Source organism: bacterium (assembly GCA_021108215.1).
Classification (GTDB): Bacteria; Oederibacteriota; JAAXVQ01; order JAAXVQ01; family JAUVAV01; genus JAIORK01.
In genome coordinates, this window is the sequence record JAIORK010000043.1 from 1 (window position 1) to 19,854 (window position 19,854).

General features: G+C 50.4%; 15 protein-coding genes. 2 read left to right on the forward strand and 13 right to left on the reverse strand.

All coding sequences use genetic code 11. The features are described 5' to 3' along the window. The 3 genes from K8S19_09925 to K8S19_09935 form a co-directional block, all read right to left on the reverse strand. Positions 1–6,439, reverse strand: a 6,439-nt coding sequence (locus K8S19_09925; protein MCD4813991.1) for a hypothetical protein, incomplete at its 3' end; no start/stop codon positions are given. Between the two features lie 66 nt (positions 6,440–6,505). Then, positions 6,506–6,772: a late competence development ComFB family protein gene (locus K8S19_09930; GenBank protein ID MCD4813992.1), complete on the reverse strand. Its 267-nt coding sequence runs from the start codon at positions 6,770–6,772 to the stop codon at positions 6,506–6,508. Continuing rightward, positions 6,769–7,011, reverse strand: a complete 243-nt coding sequence (locus tag K8S19_09935; GenBank protein MCD4813993.1) for a MerR family transcriptional regulator — start codon at positions 7,009–7,011, stop codon at positions 6,769–6,771. Before K8S19_09935 ends, K8S19_09930 begins: the two co-directional genes overlap by 4 nt. Before the next feature lie 531 nt (positions 7,012–7,542). Here K8S19_09935 and K8S19_09940 point away from each other — a divergent pair. Both K8S19_09940 and K8S19_09945 read left to right on the forward strand, forming a co-directional pair. Further along, positions 7,543–9,933 carry a hypothetical protein gene (locus K8S19_09940; protein MCD4813994.1) on the forward strand — a complete coding sequence of 797 codons (2,391 nt, stop codon included), beginning with the start codon at positions 7,543–7,545 and terminating at the stop codon, positions 9,931–9,933. Continuing rightward, positions 9,930–11,660, forward strand: a complete 1,731-nt coding sequence (locus K8S19_09945; GenBank protein ID MCD4813995.1) for a PorV/PorQ family protein — start codon at positions 9,930–9,932, stop codon at positions 11,658–11,660. Before K8S19_09940 ends, K8S19_09945 begins: the two co-directional genes overlap by 4 nt. A 608-nt stretch (positions 11,661–12,268) precedes the next feature. On the opposite strand, the gene K8S19_09950 is transcribed toward K8S19_09945, so the two are convergent. From K8S19_09950 to rplU, 10 genes are all read right to left on the reverse strand, one after another. Then, the gene (locus K8S19_09950; protein MCD4813996.1) at positions 12,269–12,643 is read right to left on the reverse strand and encodes a response regulator; all 375 of its coding nucleotides are present in this window, start codon (positions 12,641–12,643) and stop codon (positions 12,269–12,271) included. A 10-nt stretch (positions 12,644–12,653) separates the two neighbouring features. Next, positions 12,654–13,025: a hypothetical protein gene (locus tag K8S19_09955; protein MCD4813997.1), complete on the reverse strand. Its 372-nt coding sequence runs from the start codon at positions 13,023–13,025 to the stop codon at positions 12,654–12,656. After that, positions 13,022–13,393, reverse strand: coding sequence for a hypothetical protein (locus tag K8S19_09960; protein MCD4813998.1), 372 nt, complete (start codon positions 13,391–13,393; stop codon positions 13,022–13,024). The genes K8S19_09955 and K8S19_09960 overlap by 4 nt, the downstream gene beginning before the upstream one ends. 24 nt (positions 13,394–13,417) lie before the next feature. Beyond that, positions 13,418–14,182 carry a DUF4388 domain-containing protein gene (locus K8S19_09965; GenBank protein MCD4813999.1) on the reverse strand — a complete coding sequence of 255 codons (765 nt, stop codon included), beginning with the start codon at positions 14,180–14,182 and terminating at the stop codon, positions 13,418–13,420. A 105-nt stretch (positions 14,183–14,287) separates the two neighbouring features. After that, entirely contained in the window at positions 14,288–14,905 is a 618-nt protein-coding gene (gene nadD / locus K8S19_09970; GenBank protein ID MCD4814000.1) for a nicotinate-nucleotide adenylyltransferase, read from the reverse strand. Positions 14,906–14,998: 93 nt separating this feature from the next. After that, positions 14,999–16,255 carry a glutamate-5-semialdehyde dehydrogenase gene (locus tag K8S19_09975; protein MCD4814001.1) on the reverse strand — a complete coding sequence of 419 codons (1,257 nt, stop codon included), beginning with the start codon at positions 16,253–16,255 and terminating at the stop codon, positions 14,999–15,001. Between the two features lie 24 nt (positions 16,256–16,279). Continuing rightward, complete coding sequence (gene proB / locus K8S19_09980) at positions 16,280–17,440, reverse strand: glutamate 5-kinase (protein MCD4814002.1); 1,161 nt, start codon at positions 17,438–17,440, stop codon at positions 16,280–16,282. A 71-nt stretch (positions 17,441–17,511) separates the two neighbouring features. Beyond that, the gene (gene obgE / locus K8S19_09985) at positions 17,512–18,795 is read right to left on the reverse strand and encodes a GTPase ObgE (GenBank protein ID MCD4814003.1); all 1,284 of its coding nucleotides are present in this window, start codon (positions 18,793–18,795) and stop codon (positions 17,512–17,514) included. A gap of 180 nt (positions 18,796–18,975) precedes the next feature. Continuing rightward, entirely contained in the window at positions 18,976–19,359 is a 384-nt protein-coding gene (gene rpmA / locus K8S19_09990) for a 50S ribosomal protein L27 (protein MCD4814004.1), read from the reverse strand. A 3-nt stretch (positions 19,360–19,362) separates the two neighbouring features. Then, on the reverse strand, positions 19,363–19,689 hold the full coding sequence (rplU, locus tag K8S19_09995; protein MCD4814005.1) for a 50S ribosomal protein L21: 327 nt from the start codon (positions 19,687–19,689) through the stop codon (positions 19,363–19,365). Positions 19,690–19,854: the final 165 nt, after the last annotated feature.

Below are 19,854 nucleotides of genomic sequence, written 5' to 3' on the forward strand. Positions count from 1 at the left end.
GGGTCGCGGTATACGTCGGCGTTCCGGTTGGCGTTGAGGTAAACGTCGACGTCGCAGTTGGCGTCGCTGTAAACGTCGGGGTCGCAGTTAGTGTTACCGTGAAGGTCGATGTACACGTGCTGGTCGGCGTCGCGGTCGGCGTCGCCGTATAGGTTGGCGTTACTGTCCATGTAAAAATCACCGGCGTGAATGTCGGCGTAATTGTAGCGGTTTGGGTAATACTTGGTGTGGCCGTATAGGTTGGGGTCGCAGTCAATGTTGGTGTTGCGGTAAATGTCGGGGTATCCGTCTGCGTCACAGTATAGGTCGGGCTCGCTGTGGGTGTGGCAGTAAAGGTCGGTGTGGCCGTATAGGTCGGGGTATCTGTCGGGGTAACTGTATGCGTTGGTGTAAACGTCGGGGTCGTTGTCTGCGTCACAGTGTAGGTTGATGTGACGGTATAGGTTGGGGTCGCAGTGGGTGTCGCCGTAAACGTTGGTGTGGCTGTCGGGGTCACCGTATAGGTAGGCGTGTCCGTCGGCGTGGTTGTCTGCGTCACGGTATAGGTCGATGTGGCAGTATAGGTTAATGTCACCGTCGAAGTTGCAGTATACGTCGGTGTCCCGGTTGGGGTGGCGGTATACGTCGACGTCGCAGTTGGCGTTGCCGTAAATGTCGGCGTCATGGTCGGGGTCGCGGTAAATGTCGGTGTCCCGGTCGGGGTCGCGGTATACGTCGGCGTGGTTGTCTGCGTCACGGTATAGGTCAATGTGGCAGTATAGGTTGATGTCACCGTCGAAGTTGCAGTATACGTCGGTGTCCCGGTTGGGGTGGCGGTATACGTTGACGTCGCGGTTGGCGTTGCCGTAAATGTCGGCGTCATGGTCGGGGTCGCGGTAAATGTAGATGTCCCGGTTGGGGTGGCGGTAAATGTCGGCGTGGCGGTCGGGGTCGCGGTATAGGTCGGTGTACTTGTTGGTGTATGTGTTGGTGTCGCGGTATAGGTCGGCGTACTTGTTGGTGTATATGTTGATGTTGCTGTGTACGTCGGTGTACTTGTTAGTGTATGTGTTTGTGTCGCGGTGTACGTCGGTGTACTTGTTGGTGTATGCGTGGGTGTCGCTGTATACGTCGGCGTACTTGTCGGTGTATGTGTCGGCGTTGTGGTGTACGTCGGTGTGCTTGTGGGTGTATGCGTTGGCGTTGCGGTGTACGTCGGCGTGCTTGTGGGTGTATGTGTGGGTGTCGCGGTGTAGGTCGGCGTGCTCGTGGGTGTATGCGTTGGTGTTGCGGTGTACGTCGGCGTACTTGTGGGTGTATGCGTGGGTGTCGCTGTATACGTCGGCGTGCTCGTCGGTGTATGTGTCGGTGTTGCGGTGTACGTCGGTGTGCTCGTCGGTGTATGTGTCGGTGTCGCGGTGTACGTCGGTGTACTCGTTGGTGTATGCGTTGGTGTTGCGGTGTACGTCGGTGTGCTCGTCGGTGTATGTGTCGGTGTTGCGGTATAGGTCGGCGTGCTCGTGGGTGTATGCGTTGGCGTTGCGGTGTACGTCGGTGTGCTCGTGGGTGTATGCGTGGGTGTTGCGGTATACGTCGGTGTGCTTGTGGGTGTATGTGTCGGTGTCGCGGTGTAGGTCGGCGTACTCGTAGGTGTATGCGTCGGCGTTGCGGTGTACGTCGGTGTACTTGTCTGTGTATGCGTGGGTGTCGCAGTATACGTCGGTGTATTCGTGAGTGTATGCGTCGACGTTGCCGTCGGGGTCGCAGTATAGGTCGGTGTCACCGTGGGCGTGGCGGTAAATGTCGGCGTTGCTGTCGGCGTTGCCGTCGGAGTCGCAGAAGGTGTGATGGTATACGTCGGCGTCATGGTTGGCGTATGCGTGACCGTCGAAGTGGGTGTCAGCGTAGGCGTCGCGGTCGCAGTATAGGTAAATGTCGGGGTCGGCGGATTATTGCTCCATATAATAAGCGCCGGTACATCCGCAACAATATTGGCAAAACCACTATTGCTGGCAGTTACGGTATTGGGCTGCGGATCGTCATTGTGTAATGTCAGATTGGCCCAGCCATCGGCATCCGCTACACCGGTTACACTTTGCAAACCATAAGCGCCGTGCCCGGTGAGAGTTGTATCAATAAACATCGCCGTCCCATTGGTCAAAGCGGAAAGCGTACCCGCCGACGAAGTCACATTACCATACTGGTCCACAATCTGGAGTGTGACGAGCGCCGGATCGCCGGTCAGCATAAACTGCAGCGGCGGCGCGACGATAACATGGTCCGGCACACCGGAAATAAACGTAATTGTATCGCCGATATCCCGGTCCGGCATTGCGGTTGAACCTGACAACGTGACGGAATCAGGCATCGCCTGAACTGTCTCAGCCGTTTGATCTGTCACCGTGATCGTGGCTGAACCGTTGGCTGCCGTGGTTCCGGTAACCGTATTCGTACCAATACCCGCTGCGCCGGTTAAAGATGTGACAGAAAAAACCGCACTACCATTTACACTCACACTAATCGCCTCAGCACTGGAAACATTGTTGCCATCCGCATCCACCACCTGGATATTCAAAACCCGGGTGCCGCCTGCTGTCACCAACGTTCCGGTCGGATCATTTAAAACAATATGATCCGCACCCCCGGCAGTAAATACTACCGTTCCAGCCATATCCAACGTATGATTTCCCCATTCCCCGGTATCCGGCGTAATACTGACGGTTTCGGCAACCAAATCACGTACATTGAGGACCGCCTGACCGCTGCTGTTGGTGAAACCATAGGCCGTCGCCCCCAGATTGGTCCAACCACCCGGCACAGATACAAAGTACGCAGAATCACCGGCCGTGATGGTTACCCACCGGGCAATACCTGTCGGCGTACCCGTATAATCATACAATTGAATGGTTACATTTTCCCCCGGACCGCCTGCCCCAACCGCTGCTGCGCCATCATCCGGTGAAACAATTGCATAAAGCGGCGCATTAAACGTTGTGAGCGCGGATTCATCATTACCGGCCGTTCCCCAGGCATGACCGGCCGTGATCGTAACAGATTGGGGAACACCATCGGTGAGGGTTACCTGGACCGAACCATCACTGCCGGAGGATACCGTAATCGGATTGCCTGCGACCGGCGCGGTAAATACCGCCGAACCGGTTGCGGTCAATGAAAAAGACTGGACCGTTGACATGGAATTTCCCAAGGCATCAAAAACCTGCGCAATTAAATCCCGCGTGCCATTCACCGGTTGTTCAGAAACAATCGGGAAAAGGGCGACATAATCCGGACCCTGTACCTCAAATTCGAAAAGCCGCTCCTGGGTCACGCCATTGCTTTCCAATGCCGTCACAAAAGCGGTCCAGGTTCCGGTCGGGGTCGCCGGCACACTATAGGCGTACTCAAACCATTTCCAAAACGCGGGTGAGCTCGAGTCGGTTTCCAAAAGCGTCATGGCCGCTGCATTGACACGGGTGGTGCCGCCGGCATCCACCAGAATGATGGACGCACTGGTGATATCATACGCTCCCAGCGGATCACTCACCAAAGCACCAAAAGAGGCATTACTGCCGGTCACCAGTGACGACCGTGTATTGCCGGATGCATCAAACAATTGAATGCTATCCACCTCGATGAATGTAGTAGTCGAGAGATTAATCCGGGACCGCTGCGTGGTGGAATGGTAAACGCGCACATAGCTGTTGTTATTCCCCAAATTGGTGATACGCAAAACCAGCTTATTGCCTGCCGGAACCGTGACCGGATTGGTAACTGTGATGGTAAACGTACGGGTGGCCGGCGTACCGTTAGGCACCTGAATGGCGGCAATGGTATTTTCCCCAATGATGGTCGAGTCAATCCCATCGGTATACAATAATGTTGCGGTCACATCCATAGAGACATTATTCGTACTTACCACCAGCGGAATGGAAACATTGGACGCAATCCAAAAATCCGCTGCCATGACCGGATTCATACTCCAGGACTGTTGGGCGAACCGGTTGATCTGCGTATGGGTCCCGGTGGCATTGGTATCCGTGACCGTATTAAGCGCATAGCTTTCCGCACTGGAATGCAGATACAAGGTCTTGGTGACCGCTGTTGGATAAGTGCTGGTCGTGGTAAATACAGCATGGCCGGTCAAACCGCCGGTATGCTGGTCCGCAGTCACCAGGGTCGTATCTGTCACACCCCATTCGGCATCCACAGGAACGCTCTTGGCAACCAGAATAAACGTTGGAGTTCCGGAAACCACATTGACATCCGGCTCACCATTGGCATTATTATCATATCCTGAAGTAATACTTTCCCACGCGCCGTTGCCATCCACATCGGCTGCAATCGTTACCCCGGCCGGATAGGTTAAAAGCCGGGTCGCCCAGCCTTCGGAAGAAACACCGGCATTGATATCAAAATAATCCGTGACCGCGCTGCTGGTCAAAGAAACCCCGTAATACTCTGTAGCACTTTGATTGACCGTGGCAGCTCCATCCGGCTCCATGGAAAAACCGCTGATAATAAACGTCACGGTTTTATAATTATTGTTAGGGTTGGAATCCGTATAAGATGTATCACTGTCCATGTCGGTGTAAATTTTTGCGGTATAAGTCCCGGCGGATAATCCTGAGATATCATACGAACACGTCACATCAGCGGTCTCTGCGGTCGGCACTACCAGATTGACCGCAGTAAAGGAGGCATCGTTATAGTATCCCAGCGCAGAAGCAGAGACTGAAATATGCACCGGCAGTCCGTAAAAATCCTGCATGCCATACAAAGCCGCTGTGGCGTCAAAATCAATGAAAGGCGTCACACCGGGATTGTAAATCCGGGCATCGGCCGGTGCGGTGATTTCATGGATGCCGACATCATGCAAAATGGACTTCCCATAATCAATACCATCCTGCATATCCTGCACAGCGGTCCCGGTGGCAGTATTCCCATAAGCCCAGATAATGGGCACAGCCCAAGTATCTCCGGGCGCCAAGGTCGCGCGATCCCAAGCTAAAGCGATCCCTGCGTCTCCACTATAATTATTTCCATTGGCAAGCGTATTGAGGCGGATCCGGTTCCAAATCGTAATATATTGATTGGTATCATGCACAGCGGATGCATCAAAACCTGAAAAACCACCGTAAGAAATAGGGCTGCCAGTGGGTTTAAAGCCATATACTGTATCATTACCCGCATCATAAGCACAATTATCCCCGCTCCAACTGCCATTAAAATTCCAGTCCTGACCCTGAAAAAACCGGAGATTGGTCGCTGAAGTGGTGCCGCTCAAATTTTGAATATAATAAATACCGGCAAACCATTTCTGATTGCCGCGAATAATAATTTTTTGTGTAATTGAGACGCCAATGGGTGCGCCGACCGGTAGGTTCATATCTGTCACGATCACCGATTCCAAGGTCCCGTCCGGTGTGGTATTAACCTGGTAATAGGTCCGGCTCTGCTCGGCAAAACGGCCATTACTGCCGGTAATACGGTTCCAGAACCCGCTCCGATAATAATGGCCATACTGACGTGTCAAACCAGTAGCGGTCAAGCGAAGAGCGGTTTTTCCGCCGGCCTGGGTATCGATATTATTACCCAGATTATCACCATTACGTCCGATATGATCCGATGCCGAACTGGGTGTTCCGCCGTTGTAAGGATAACAAATTGCGCTTAATTGACCTGCCTGATTATTGTTTGTATTATCCGCGATCTCAACCAGGACTGAATTGCTGGGCCCCGGCGGAATCAGTACAATTGTATATCCGGATATGGGATCATCATAAAACACGACTCGATTGCCTTCTTGATACCAAACAATATTTTCATCCACCATCACACCGGTCACACGATCCGTATGTCCGCGATTGGCAATAAGCAATCCGTCCTGACGGACAATTTTACGAATACCGTATCCCGCAGGAATTTCCGCTGAGAGACGGTACCACTCCTTGTCCAGCTTATTGTTCAGTGTAAGTTCAATCTGATGCTGATCTAATTTATTTTGTTGGGTGAGGGTTGCCCAATCATGCCCCCGGGCGGGTGTAAGCAGACCTTTTTGATTGCCTTTTTTCTGTTCGAGATTTTTATACACGTATTCCAAATATACACGCCGGCCGGGCTTCAATTTCCCTATCTTGGGTTGAAAATTCTTCCGGAACAATTGCTGTTCCACTGCCGCGGCACTGACAGCGCGTACCCGCTGAGGAGATTGGGAAGTCATCACGGATAATTTTGCCAAGGCAGCTGCCACAGAGGCGCCAACACCCTCTTCAACAGTGGGCGAAACCGCCATACGCACAACAAATTCCTGTGCCACAGGATCCCACGCAAGAATACTCTCGGACGGGGCCGGAGCGTAGGACGCCATCACGCCGGCAGAAGACATCACGAGGCCCAACACGGCTCCCCATATCCGCAACGCAATTTTCCCCCCTAATTGTGGCGGAACGCAATACGCCACCACCGAACCTCCTTCGGTAACCTTCAGCTAAAAACCCGGAGCTTGAGCATTTAGTCGCTCACACTCCTAATGTCTGGGTTTTTTTTCGACCTGTTTAATCCCTTTACTAATTGCCACCACAATATCCGCGCTAAATTGCTGCTGCATCTCAGCCACGCGTGTAAACGTATGACCGAGATCGGTCACAACATATTTCGAAGGCAAATGATTCAAGGCATACGCGCTAATATCCAGACGACAACGGCTGCATTTACAAACATCGGGCATACGTTTTTCCAGCATTTCATCCAAAACATGTTTCACAGCATCTTCCATGTAATTTTTTAGTTTCATGCTTCCCCCTTATTTTCCTTGAGCGACTGTCCGTTAATTCTGAGCAGCTCGCGAATCCCTTCGGCATGAATGCCGCGGCCTGAATATTTCTTAATCTGCTGGCAACGCTGAACATCAAAGGTAGAAAAAATTCGCACCTGGCCGATGCGATTGGGCAAGATAAGTCCTTTCTTTTCCCAGTTTCTCACCGTCTGAGTATGTACATTTATGAGACGCGCAACTTCACCGATTGAGCGCATAGCATCACTCCCTGTCTTTTGAAGGATTCGCTTCAATTTATACAAGCACCTATCAAAACCCTCAATAGCTTTTATAAGCCACCTTACAATACCGAGTATATCAATAACAAACTGTTTTGTCAAATATTTTGACATATTATTGTTCCCCCTTAAACTCGTACCTATCGCTGTCCTCACCTAGCATATTTTTACTTTAAATTACTTGATTTAAAGATTAAACTTTATAAAGCATATATCCTGTTTTCTCACATAATTCTTTTCTAATTATATTACAAATTACTTATAGCCAAAAGTTATTACTACCCCAAATAGTAGACTTTTCGCACACGCAATCGGTTCCACCTAATACAAATACTATTTGTTCAAATTCCCACACCGAATCACCAAAAGTGGCTGGCACCAATCCGCTGTGAATTCGCGATTAACATATTAAAAACGAGACGAGATGTATCACTTGCTGTTTTTCTGTTAAGTTTCTTTCTGCCGTTCCGATACTTTCCAAGTATTTCACCAAGTACAAGGAACAGGTTTATGAAATCAATTTTACGCACACTGACATTGCTGCTGTTCTTCGTCCCTGCGGTGCCGCAAACCGGTTTTGCAGATATCATTCACGCTGAACCGATTCTGGTTTCCACGAGCGATCAATGGTTTGCCGCTTCCTCGCAATTCAATGTTGCCATGAAAATCACAATTACGGCTGATGCCTCAGGCGATACCCTCCAGATGATCGGCATCCGAAATGACTGGTACAGCCCTTATGCCTCCAATACCACAGATATTGTCACGAATTCTGTCCGGCTCTGGTATGTGGCTGTGGACTCAGGCAGCTTTAGCACATCAACTGCTCAATTTGTCAAAATATTAACTGATGACAGTATGGACCCCTGGGTCTGGTATGACATGGCGCTCAATTTGTTTGTCCAAAACGGCAGTGCCATTTACATTACGGTGGATATCACAGCAACGCCGACCGCCAATGCGATTATTGCGTTTCATATTTTCGAACAATCCATGGCGTTTGAATCCAATGCCTCGCCTGCGGAGTGGCAGCCGCCAAATACACCCGCGCCGGATTTTTATCCGGATTACCCGGAATCCGACCCAACAGCTTTTATGCGCATCACACCTTATCTGCCGGCAACCGGTCTCGAAGTGAGTGATACGCCCAAATCGTTTTCCCAACTCTCCAGCGGACAGACGTTTTATCCGATTGATTTTACCCTGCACAATACCGGCACACCGTTTACCGGACCGGTATTCGTAAGCGGTGTCACCATCACGGTCAAGGACTCACTGGGTGCTACCCTGGCACCGGCCACCGCGTTGGAAAGCATCGGTCTGCGAAACAAAACTACCCAGGTGGTGCTGGCCGCCGTCACGGGCATACCCTCCGCACCCGCAGGTATTTTTATTCCCCTGTCTGTTTCTGTCACCGCAATGGCCGATCTGGAATTGGAGCTATTCGCCACGGTCAGCACCAATACTGCTACGGTGGTATCCGAATTTTCACTCGCACTTAACACAAACAGTCAGCTGGATGCGATTGATGCCTATACACGCAAACCGGTCAGTATCACTTCGGCGAGCGGGGATGCCTTCCCTATGCAGACCGGACTTTTCCAGATTTTCTTCTCAGCAACTAACCTTAACACCTACCACACACCCATGCTGGTCACCGATACGGTAGTCCTAAAGGGCCAGACCAATGTCAATCCCATAAATTTAACTTTTATCAACCCAGGCAATACACGCACCTCGCGGGTCGATATAACCCATCTTTCTTTAGCTGTTACTGACGGTGATGGTGATCCACTTACACCATCTGACGTCTTCTCCCGTGTGGCCATATCCGGTGGCATCCTTTATGGTGAAACAACTTCGATTCCAAACACCGGCAGCCTGGTCACCATCACCTTAAGTAACAGCTATGCCTCCGTACCGGTTTACCAGCCACTGACGGTCACTGTCTTGGCGGATATCCTGCCGGATGCTATGGCCGTTGAATTTCGGCTCTCCCTCGCAGGCTCGGCCGGTGTAATCGCACAGGATGCCAATACGATTTTCCCGGTACCTGTCTCTGCCGCATTTGCCTCAGATCCATTTCCTATGTTTTCCAATACCGTCCGGATCGCCAGTTCGTTCCAAGTCAGCAGTCGTTCACAGTCCCCGACCACACTCTATCCCAACCAGCGCGCATCCATGCTCGCGCTGACCTTCTCACATCCCGGCCCAACCGACGTGGGCAGCCTTGTTGTGCAGGGGATCACCCTCACTGCACAAGATCGCACCGGGACGGCCGTGGCATTTTCGCAAAATTGCACAGCGCTTTATGCGCGCAACAGCTTGGGAGCAACGCTGACTGAAGTGACCGCCATGCCCGGTGGTTCTCACCTTTTCATTGCTTTGCCGGACATTACCATTGCGCCGTTCGAAAACGTAATCATTTCTCTGGGTATTGGTTTGGCGGATAAACCGCAATCACAAACACTGAGAATCGGTATAACAGACAACACGGCCTTTACTGTCACCCAGCCCTCGGATCTTACCCGTCCGGTTTTCGTGGCAGGCTTGTGGCCCATGCAAAGTAATACTGCAACCTTAGGCGGCGGCGAGGGCCGGCTGCGTCTCTCTAATTATCCTAATCCCTTTGCCGCCGGCAGAACCGTCACCCGGATTGCTTATTACCTCAATGATACGTCTTCGGTTACAGCACATATTTATACGCTGACCGGAGACCAAGTACAAACCCTGGCCAAAGGAGATTATCAGTCCGCCGGTGAGCAGATCCTGATTTGGAATGGCCGGACCGCCACCGGGTCTGCGGTTAAAAACGGGGTCTATCTCCTGAGGATTGAGTCTGTCCCTGTCACCCAAGGCGAACCGATTATCCAAATTCGAAAAATCGCGGTGGTGAAATGATGCGGCGCGAAAACCTGCTTCCGATTATCTGCCTGGTCTGTCTCCTGGGCATGCCGCTGATTGCACAGAGCGCGCATGATGCCGGAAGCGACTCCGCCCTTTACTTAGGAACCGGCGCGCGTGCAGTTGCCATGGGGCAAGCCGGGGTTACTTTTTCTGATTCCGGTTTTACCGCCAATTGGAATCCCGGGGCCTTGGGCTTTGTGCCGAAGATAACCGCCTCATTGCAGCACGCCTCCCTTTTTGGTGATGCCCTGCATGAAAGTCTGGGGTTTGTTTACCCCACGCTGGATTGGGGTTCCGCCTCCGTGACCCTTGCCCGTCTGGAAGTCGGGGGTATCGAACGGCGGGATACCGCAAATCTTCCCAGCGGGAATTTCGGTATGATCGAGCAGCAGCTTCTAGCTGCCTATGGTTATAACATCTGGGGCCCGGTCGCACTGGGTGCCGCTTTACGAATTCATGATCTGCGGCTTGACGGCAGGGTCGGAACAGCACCCGGCATGGATGCCGGTATTTTATTCAAACAACCGATCACATCCAACCCGCTCAAAGAAATCCGGCTGGGAGTTTCCTGCCGCAATGCGATTTCACCCATGATCCGGCTCAAAGATGAAACCGATCGACTTTTCGCTGTCTATCGCCTCGGGGGAGGCGCTTCAATGGAGTTAATCCCTGATTTCCCCGACCAACTGAAACTTCATGTGGAAGCGGAAAAACCGGAGCGCTCGGATATTCGTTGGCATGCAGGTATGGAATACACCCTCTACACCATTTTTTCTTTGCGCGGCGGATGGGATCATGAATATTTTTCAACCGGTCTGGGTGTCACCTATCTCGGAATCACGCTTGACTATGCGGTCAGTTTCCCGGCAATCGGCATGCGTCATTTGGCAACCCTATCCTTTGCTTTTGGTCATGATATAGAAACCCGTAAAGCACACCGTGTTGCCAATGAAGAAAAACGCCGCCAGGCGGTTGTCCGCAAATTAAAAGAAAAAATCATCCAGGAATACCGCCGCGAGGCCGAAAACCTGGCTGCCAAACAACAATTCGATGAAGCCGCCAAACTCTGGGAAAAAGTCCTGGATTGGGACCCGGAGGATGCAGAAGCAAAACAACAATTAGCCCATGCACACAAAGAAGTCATCCGGCTGGAAAATGCACGTGATCTTAAATCCGCCAACACTTTCATGCGCAAAAAACATTACATTGATGTCATGGTCGAATGCCAACGTGTGCTGGAACGCGATCCGAAAAACCAAATTGCCAAAGCACTCTATGCTCAGGCTGAAAAAAAGGCCCGCAAATTGGGCACGTTCTCTTTGACCACCAATGTCAAAATGTTGGAAAAAATCCGGCAGGAGTACCGGCTGGGGCTAACCGCTTATACCCGGCGGGACTATAAAAAAGCAGTGCAGCACTGGGAAACCGTTATTAAAACAACCCCGCTCCAAAAACAAGTCTATCGCTATTTACAAGCGGCACGCTCCCGGATTATGCAAGCCCAAAAACCCAAAATCAGAACCGTGGTGAAAACGGAGAGTAAGCAGCAGAAGATGTACAAAGAAGCGGTTTCACTCTCGCGCAGCGGCAAGCTCAAAGAAGCGGTCAGAAGCTGGGAGAATTTAGTCAAAGAAAATCCTACTGACAAAGACGCTGCCAAAAACCTGAACAAAACACGGCAAAACCTGATTGAAAGCCAGAAAAAAGGTATCCGGTGGTAAGTAGGGAACGGTCGTAGTAGGGAACGGTCGCGACCGTTCCCTACTACCATAAGTACACTGAATTTTTGCGGGCACCGGAATCTTTTATGGATGCTGATATTTGTAAAAGTATATTGTTTTTTACTGTCGTCCAAAGCAACGCAGGCTCCTGTGGTTGAATCATCCGTGAAGTTAATTTCTACAGAAAAATCGACACTGTATACACACGCTAGAGCCCCTCATGCCGAGACCAGGATCGGCTGCCAACCAAACATTCGGGGTGCGTTTTTTCCTGTAAAAATCAACCTCACGGATGATTGAACTCCGGATATTTTAATTTGGACACTTATGATTGCTTTCTAAAAAAAGCTACCCCCGACAATTACCGAAAATATTTATCGTGCTAGCGCGAACACGATGGACAGCCTGCCCGGCGTACTTGTCCGGCGTTACTTGCCCAGCTTGCCCCGCGTATGCGGGGGCGAATGCCGGGTGCCGGGTAAGCCCGCGGATTTTTATCTGCGTCTGGATTTTTTTACTCTGGATTATTTCAAGCGGCTCTTAATAGAATAATTTTTTCAACAGTTTTCCAACAGGTGTGCAAAACAAATGACACAGTGACTGACCGGTTATTCTTTTCTCAATATCTCCGATATCTGTTCACCCAATTCATAGGGATCAAATGGTTTGATGATATAATCATCCGCCCCGACTTTCAGCCCCTGCTCAGCATCACCTTTCTGTCCTTTGGCGGTCAGCATCACCACCGGCACATCTTTGGTCCGGTCATCCGCTTTGAGTTTTTCACAGACTTCATACCCATTCATATCCGGCATCATGATATCCAATAAAAAAAGGTCGGGGATGACTTCTTTGATTTTTTCCAGTGCCTCAACACCCGAAAAAGCCTCCACCACCGCATAGTTTGCCATCTCCAGAGAAATCTTCACCAACTTAACAATATCCGGTTCATCATCCACCACCATAATTTTAAACTTTTCCATCACGTCCTCCTTAGCGAGTCGTCCAACGATAATACACACTGCCGCCGATCAATGAAAAAACGCCTCCAGCCATAATGCTGGCCAAGGACCATGCGCGCCATTTCAGAATAAAAGAACTAAACCGGGTGATCTCATCCAGCGATTCCATACTATCCATCTGAGGCAATAAAACCACATAGGCAAAAGAATGCATCACGACTGAAATCAATAAAAATGCCGAGCCAATCAACGGCAGAAGCCAGATGGGCTTCTCGTGAATAATTCCCACCATTTTTTTTAGCACCACACTATACCAAATCATCGAAATGGCCAGAAGGACAAATCCAATTTCATACGGCAATGCTTCCAGGGGATAGTGATCTAAATTTTCAAGAAAATTCATGATTTCTCCTCCCCGGCCCCGCCGCTTTGGGGTTGTGCCCGCGTCACGTTGGCAAACACACTGGCAAAACGCGCAATACCGACCAAACATAAAAACCCGGAAGCCACCAGTGCCAGATAGGCCGTCCACTGAGCGAGCTCAGCCAGTTTAGGATCACTCAACAGCGGTGTTGCTTTAAAAATCAAAAAGAGGGTATACACCAAAATCCCTGTCGGTGCCATAATCAAAAGTGTGCTGTAAGTGATTTTATTAAAAACCTGTCCATAACGCCGGGCGATCAACCCAAAGAGCGCATAATTAATCCACAAAAAAATACTGCCCATAATGGCAACCAGATAACTGGACGCTTCCCAAATTTGATCCTCCATTGCGCTTCACCTCTTCACCGTGCTTTAGCGTTTTGACCCTTCCCACATCAAACCAATAATGGTCTTGGCCCGTGTCGGTCCCAGCAAAAGTGCGATATTACGCTCCAGCTCATTAAGCAAATCAATCAATTGACGCATATGCATCCGGCTTTGGTCCATGCGCAGTTTCCTGAACGCCTGACGGACCAACGCTTCTCCCATATTGCCCAATTCCTGTGTGGCAATCTCAATCACTTTCGGTATTTTAAAGCGGATCTTCCTGATGATGCCCGCAGAAAGCAATCCATAAATAATTTGTATGGCGCGCCCTTTTCGAATACCGCTTTTCTCCCGGACCATGGACATGGAGTCCTCACCGTTGATCCGTGTCATCAAATTCCACTCATCGCGCAAAAACGTGAGCTGCATCATCTGACGGTCCCCAGCCACCGGCGCCAGCTGCAGGACCACTTCATCGCCCGGCAGGTATTCAGCAGCTTCTTGCGAAACAGTACTGCGCGAAGCCTCAAGAATGCTGCTCTCAATCTCAGCAAACACTCCCTGTTTTTGCTTAACTGTTAAAGTTTCCAGCTTCTGAAAATGAAAGTGTCCCTTTTTCAGCTGCAGCAGGCGGAGCAACTCCTCTTTGAGTTTACCCGCGGCTTTATTGGTGCCGACAATCATGCCCCGCTCCATAAAAATCTCACCTTCACCATCCTCCCCGCGCACTTTTAAACGCCCGGTTTGATGGTACACAAAAAGCAATCTGAGCATGCCGCCTACACTGACATTCGTGAGCTCTCCAAACATCGCTGTCGCATCCGCCTTTTAAGAATTTTGCTTCACCCCTAGTAACGGAAAGACGCTATTTTACTTTAGGCTTTTTAGAAATCCCACAGATGTGACAGGGCAGATTTAACAGACATTCTCATCAATTTGATACAGCTGGTGATAAATAATGTAATCCTGAACCTTTTTCGGAACCAGATAACGGATGCTCCGTTTTTGCCGGGCCGCCTTCCGTATCTCGGTGGAGGATATCTCCAAGGCACTGACTTTATGAAAGGATATTTTCCGCAAAATGGCCGGCGGAAAATCATCACGTAATTGCGCCTGAATCTGATGTAAATCATTTCCCGGTCGTGAGATCGCCACCACCCGGCAAAAATCAAATAACTCCAGGGAGCGGTACCATTTGTGGAGTTTGACACACTGATCCGCACCGATGAGTAAAAAGAGATTGGCCTTGGCATATTTATCCGCCAGAATCTGCAGCGTATCAATGGTATAGGACTTCCCGGTCCGGGTAAGTTCAATATCCGAAGCGGCAAACTTCGGATTGCCCGAAACTGCGCACTGTGTCATGGCAAAACGGTGACGGGCGGATGCATGAGGCACCCGCCGGTGCGGCGGACAACCGGCAGGCATAAATAAAACGCGGTCCAACGTCATCCGTTCGGTCACTTCCTGAGCAACCCGAAGATGACCGAAATGAATCGGATCAAATGTCCCGCCAAAAACCCCTATCCTCATTCGTTTTCTCCCAAACTCAGGATCTAATCGTGATGCCCGCAAACACATGCTTCTGCCATCCGAACACCTTGCAGCAAAACTGCTTTGGCAGCCTCAGGTTCTGATTTGTCCCCGGCCGCGTACAATAAATTTCTGTGTGGTCAATTCCCGGACACCCATAGGACCGCGGGCATGTAGTTTCTGGGTCGAAATACCTATCTCCGCACCCAGGCCGAATTGCGCACCATCCGTAAAACGGGTCGATGCATTGACCAGCACTGAAGCCGCATCCACTTCCCTTAAAAAACGCTCAGCATGCAAATAGTCGGCCGTGACAATTGCTTCTGAGTGGCCGCTGCCATAATCAGCAATATGCTTGATCGCACTGTCTAAGTCTTCCACCACCCGTACCGCTAAAATCAAATCCAAATACTCTGTTTCCCAATCCGCCGCTGTCGCCGCTTTGACTGCCGGATGTATCTTCCGCGCACGTTCACAACCCCGCAATTCCACACCGGCTTCGCTCAAACGCGAAAACAGTTCAGGCAATACTTTTGAAGCGGTTTCCTGATGAACCAGAAGTGTTTCCATCGCATTGCAAACTCCCGGCCGCTGTACTTTGGCATTAAAGGCAATTTCCTCGGCCATACTCAGATCCACCGGCGAGTCAAGATAGACATGACAATTGCCGTCACCATGCCGGATCACCGGCACGCTGGCCGTCCGGGCAACCCAATTTAGAAATTTTTTCCCGCCCCGGGGGATCACACAGTCAATGTAACCATCCAAGGTTAACAGCTCGGCAACCACCTGACGATCTGTGGTTTCCACTACCTGGACTGCGGCTTCAGGTAATCCGGCAGCTTGTAATCCCTGCGAAACAAATTTCCCAATCATCCGATTGCTATGGACAGCCTCGCTGCCGCCGCGCAGAATAACGCTATTACCGGCTTTTAGACAGAGACCGGCTGCATCAGCAGTGACATTGGGCCTGGCCTCATAGACCATTCCGATCACACCGATAGGAACACGCATACGCCCGATGCGCAATCCATTGGGCCTTGCTGTTTCATGTTCCACTTCTCCGACCGGATCAGGCAGCTCGGCAATCTCCCGCAGTCCTTGCGCCATTTCATGGATTCGTTTCTCATTGAGCATAAGCCGGTCCAACAACACACTGGAAACACCGGCAATTTTCGCTGCCTCAAGATCCTGGGTGTTGGCAGCCAGAATCTCTGCAGTGTTTTTCTCAATACCATCCGCCATATTCTGCAGGGCATTGTTTTTCAAAACCGCCCCGGCCGCAGACACTATCCGGGCCGCCTGCCGCGCTGCGGTGGCCATCGCAATTAATTTTTCACGCATCTTCATCCCCCCCTAAACAATCCTTCCATTTCACTCATTTTCCAGCATCATTTCATCGGCCTTCATCACCAGATCATCCCGGTGAATAATTTCATCACTATTTTTATATCCCAGCACTTTTTGAATCTCACTGCTCTTTAAACCTTTGAGCTGATTGATTTCCGCAAAACTATATTTAACCAATCCCTGGGCAAAAACCCTGCCGCGCTCATCGCACAAAGCGACACAGTCGCCCTGACGAAAAACCTCTCCTGAAACAGCACGAACCCCGGAGGGCAACAAACTTTTTTTGCCCTCCCGCACTGCCCGGGCTGCGCCCTCATCCAGCTTGAGCTTGCCTTTGGGTTTCAATGCAAAAGCAATCCAGCGCTTCTTGGCAGCCAATTTATCTCCGTGAGGAAAAAAAATTGTTCCGATTTCCTCGCCGGCCATAATCCGCTGCAGCACCTGTCGACGCCGGCCATTGGCAATAATCATTTCCTCGCCCATCTTGGTAACTTTCTTGGCTGCCTCAAGTTTAGTGACCATACCGCCTGTCCCGAATTCATTGTTGGAAAACGTTGTCTTGACCGTCTGATTGATGAAAGCGCCGATTTGATCCACTTGGTGAATCAGCTCGGCATTTTTATTTTTCATTGGATCATCGGTATACAGCCCGTCCACATCGGTCAGAATAACCAACGCATCCGCTTCAACCAGATGGGTCACCTGCGCGGAGAGCTCATCATTATCTCCGAATTTAATTTCCTGAACTGCAACCGTATCATTTTCATTCACAATCGGAACCACATTCATCCTGAGCAATTCAAAAATGGCATTTCGTGCATTGGAATAGCGCTGACGGTGCTTGATATCCTCCGAAGTTAAAAGTATCTGGCTGGTCATCAGGCCCCGCCGCTTAAAACTCCGAGCATAGGCCTGCATCAATCTCGGCTGTCCAATCGCCGCCATCGCTTGTTTGGCTGGAATGGTTCGCGGACGCATCTTCGTGCCGGTTGCCAGCATACCCGCGCCCACCGCACCGGAAGATACCAAAATAACTTCTTTCCCCTCCCGGTTCAGGCACGCAACTTCCCCGGCCAGCTTGGAAATAAATCGCCGGTTCAAGACACCCGTTTGCGACGTTAACAAGGCTGTGCCGATCTTGACCACGATGCGCTTGGCTTTCTTCAACAACTGTCTGCGATGCATAACAACATTCCTTTTTTGTTATCGTAGTAGGGGCGAATAATTATTCGCCCCTACGGATCATTTATATTATATTACATATCTTCTTTGAAAAGGAATTCTTCCTTGCCCACCACGACGGTGTCGCCTTCCTGAACCTGATAAAGCTTGAAGGCTTCGGAAAGTCCGATACGGTCAAAAATATTTTTTAATTTATCCACCGCTTCATCATTTTCAAAATCCGTCATAGCCACCCATTTCTCAACTTCACGTCCCTGAACCCGCCAGACACCGGGTTCGGTTTTTTCAACCACAAAACGGGGCACCGGACCGCTTATCACTTTGGGTGTGATGCGCACATCCAAAGGCTCTTCCGGCAGCGTTTTCAATAATTTCATTGCCTGCTGCATCAACGAATCAACCCCGGTACGGATGGCGGCGGAAATAATAAAAACATCATACCCCAACTTCATAAAATGCGCCTTGAGTTCCTCCACCTGTTTTTTCGATGCAACCAAATCAACTTTGTTTAAGGCCACCAGCTTAGGCCGCTTGGCAACCCGCGGATTAAACAATGCCAGTTCGCGGTTGATGGTCTCAAAATCCTCAACCGGATCCACCTCAGGAAACCCCACATCCACCACATGAATCAACAACTTCGTCCGTTCAACATGTCTGAGAAATTCATGTCCCAAACCCAGGCCCTGGGAAGCCCCTTCAATCAATCCGGGAATATCCACCAATACAAAACTGGCGCCTGCATCAATCCTGATCACACCTAAATTGGGTGTCAGCGTGGTAAAAGGATAATCGGCAATCTTGGGCCGGGCTGCGGAAACCGCCGACAGCAGGGTTGACTTCCCCGCATTGGGCAAACCCACCAATCCCACATCCGCCAAAAGTTTAAGCTCCAAAATCAAATCCTGTTCCTCACCCGGCTCGCCTTTTTCCGAAAGTGACGGCGCGCGTTTGAGTGCCGTTGCAAAATGGACATTCCCCCTGCCCCCGCGGCCGCCTTTGGCAATCACCACGCTTTGCCCGGGATGATTAATATCCGCCACCAGTTCGCGATTTAAATTTAATACCAACGTTCCGATGGGGACCTTCACCACAATATCCTTCCCCTGCTTGCCATAACACTTTTTCCCGGAACCTGCCTGCCCGGGCTGACCGGCAAAAACTTTTTGAAATGTAAAATCAACCAGAGTTTTCAAACTCTCGTGTGCCTCAAAAACCACGTTACCACCATTGCCGCCGTCACCGCCATCCGGGCCGCCCAGGGGAACAAATTTTTCCCGGTGAAAATGCGAGGATCCGTTGCCGCCGCGGCCACCCACAACCCGGATCTGCGACTGATCCACAAAAAGATTTTTTTTCATAAAATTATCCTTCTAACTTTTGGCCGTGAATTTTTAAAAATTATTCCGATCGTGATACGACTACCGCCGGAGAGATTTGTTTTATTTACAATACATCTTTTTAAATTTGGAAACACCCAAAAATTCATTATAAAAAAAGCCCTAAGGCGGAACCTTAGGGCTTTTTAAAAAATCACAAACTCAAGCGCCGGCAGATTCCTCCGCAGCCTCAACCACCGGTGCCGGGGCCTCAATCGGTGTCGCAGCTGCGACAGGTACAGGTGCAGCAGCCACCGCAGCTTTGGGTGCTTGCGCAACCTTTTTCTCACCCACTACTGTCTCAATGATTGAAATAAACCGACGGCCTTTAACTGCGGCATAATGGACCACACCGCTCTTTTTTGCAAACAGAGTGTCATCTGATCCCTGTCCGACATTTTCTCCAGGCCGAAACCGAGAACCGCGTTGCCGAACCAGAATACTGCCTGCCGTAACAATCTGACCGCTAAACCGCTTACATCCCAGCCGCTGGCCTGCGGAATCCCGGCCATTTGATGATGAGCCTTGTCCTTTTTTATGTGCCATGAGTCAATCCCCCGCTTTACCGGTTACAACGTCGACGATTTTGATCTGCGTATAGTACTGCCGGTGACCCCGAATCGTGGCCGAATGCTTGCGCGGTTTGTACTTATAGCTGATCACTTTTGCGGCACGACCCTGACGAATAACTTCACCCACAACCTTGGCGCCGGCAACCACCGGTGTCCCCACGGTTACATTTCCATCATCATTGACCAGTAAAACACGGTCGAGCTCCACTTGCTTGCCGACTTCGGCATCCAGTTTTTCAATTTTGAGCAGTGCGCCTTTATCGGCTTTATACTGCTTCCCGCCTGTTTCAATAACTGCATACATAATCTTTTCCTCCAAAACCAACGTCCGTTTTTACAATAAAATTAAAGAGAAGGTAATATACTCATTCGGGCCTTTTAAGTCAAGCATTTAATGCATGTAAATACTGTTTTGGTGAATTGTAACTTATAGTGCGACACATTCAACTCAGAAGACCTTTTTGCGTAA